We start from the raw sequence: 1688 nt of genomic DNA, 5'->3' as shown, positions 1-1688 counted from the left end.
TGTAATAAAATGCTAGTTCCTTCGGCTTCTTCTAAGCGAATAGCTAAGTAATCGACACGGGAGCCATATTGAGCAATTAGGTCACACAGTAAGTTTTTGGTATCGGTTAGGACAATGGGCATAGTAGGTAAAAGAGCAAGCAACTATTCTATTGTGCAGTGATTAGGCGATCGAGGCTATTGTAAGCATTTAGTCGTCAGCTTAAGCGCTACACGCACGCTACGCGAACAACTTACGTTATAAGTTTTACGTGAGATGTTAAAAATTGCAATATTATAGCACAATTTGTCCCTTATATTATTCAACATAAGCACCATAGTAACGTTCAATTTTAGGCACTTTAATAATATTGACGATTTGTTACAACTCTCCTTATTATAAGGAGCATCAACAGCTCAAAACAGAGCAAACTGACTATCCCATACTTATCACTAACTTTCAGCAAGAGATTGAGGGCGAGTGCTATTAATAATATGTGAAATAATACCGAGCATATCCTCTAAATTACCAATAAAGTGTTCTTCTGAATCAATATAAACGGAATTTTTGATTAATTTCATAAATTTCCAGAGGCTGCCAGTTGTTACTCCACCATAGTTGAACCTCCCCACCCGTCGCAGGGATGGGGATTCCCAGGCACAACAACGTTCGTTGCTGTTATTTCCGTGGGCGTAACTTTCCCCCGCACCGGAGGTAGCTGGATGAGGTCAATTCCCAGTTTTTTGAGACCCCGCAGTTTGATATTTACCGCACCATTCACGTCCGCGTCGTCGTAATGACCACAATTAGTGCAGACAAACTTTTCTTTTTTTCTGTTTTCTTTACTTGTGTGGTTACATTTTGGACACCTTTGAGATGTGTGCTTGGGATTCACTTTTATGACCGGAATGCCTGACTTTGCAGCCACGACCTCGATCTTCTTGACCAGTTCTCCCCAAGCTGCATTAGATATCGAACGATTCAAGCCTCTTTTTGCTGATTGCCCGTTGGGGTCATAACTACCATTTTTATTTGGTCTAGGCTTGCAACGAGACTTCATTGCCTTAATATTAAGGTCTTCAAATATCAAGGCATCTGCACCGTCAACCAACTTATTGGCTGTGTCCCAATGATAGGCGCTACGGTTATTTGCAATACGCTCATGAAGTGAGGCTACCCTACTGTAGGCTTTTCCTCTGTTTTTAGACCCTTTCTTTTTCCTGCTAGCAGCTCTTTGTCTTAGCTCTAGACGCCTTTCTCTGCGCCTAAATGACTTTGTTTTTGCTGGATTGGCTATAGTTTTTCCATTGGAAATACTAACTAGTTTTTTAATCCCCAAGTCGCAACCTTTGACGTTTTGAGGGTCAATTTCAGTTTTGCCTGTTACCGAAGGAATTGGAACTGTTTTGTCCTCAATTTGAATACTTACAAACCATCCACGAGCTTTCTTCCGAACAGTCACAGACTTCAAATTGAACCCCTCAGGAATAGAACGAGAGTTGTAAAAACCCATCCAACCAATTCCTGGGAGGTATATCTTGTATCCATCTAGTTTGACTTGACCAGGGGCGTATTTAAAGCTCCTGAATCGTGACCTTCTCTTAGGTTTTGGATATTCAGTCTCTCCCTTAAAGAACTTGGAGAAGGCGACATCTAGCTGTCTCAGTGTTTGCTGTAGAACAGTTGAATGTATCTCCTTGTACCAAGGA

At 41.4% G+C, this 1688-nt stretch carries 1 protein-coding gene; it reads right to left on the bottom strand.

Features of this window, described 5'->3' with window-relative positions; all coding sequences use genetic code 11:
• Nucleotides 1-583 precede the first annotated feature (583 nt).
• A partial coding sequence (locus F6K37_RS41280) for an RNA-guided endonuclease InsQ/TnpB family protein (RefSeq protein ID WP_287257069.1) occupies nucleotides 584-1688 on the bottom strand: 1105 nt, incomplete at its 5' end.

The sequence above is a fragment of the Moorena sp. SIO4E2 genome (assembly GCF_010671945.1).
Lineage (GTDB): Bacteria > Cyanobacteriota > Cyanobacteriia > Cyanobacteriales > Coleofasciculaceae > Moorena > Moorena producens.
Note: the sequence above shows the minus strand (reverse complement) of the source record. Positions and strands in the feature narration are given on the sequence as shown.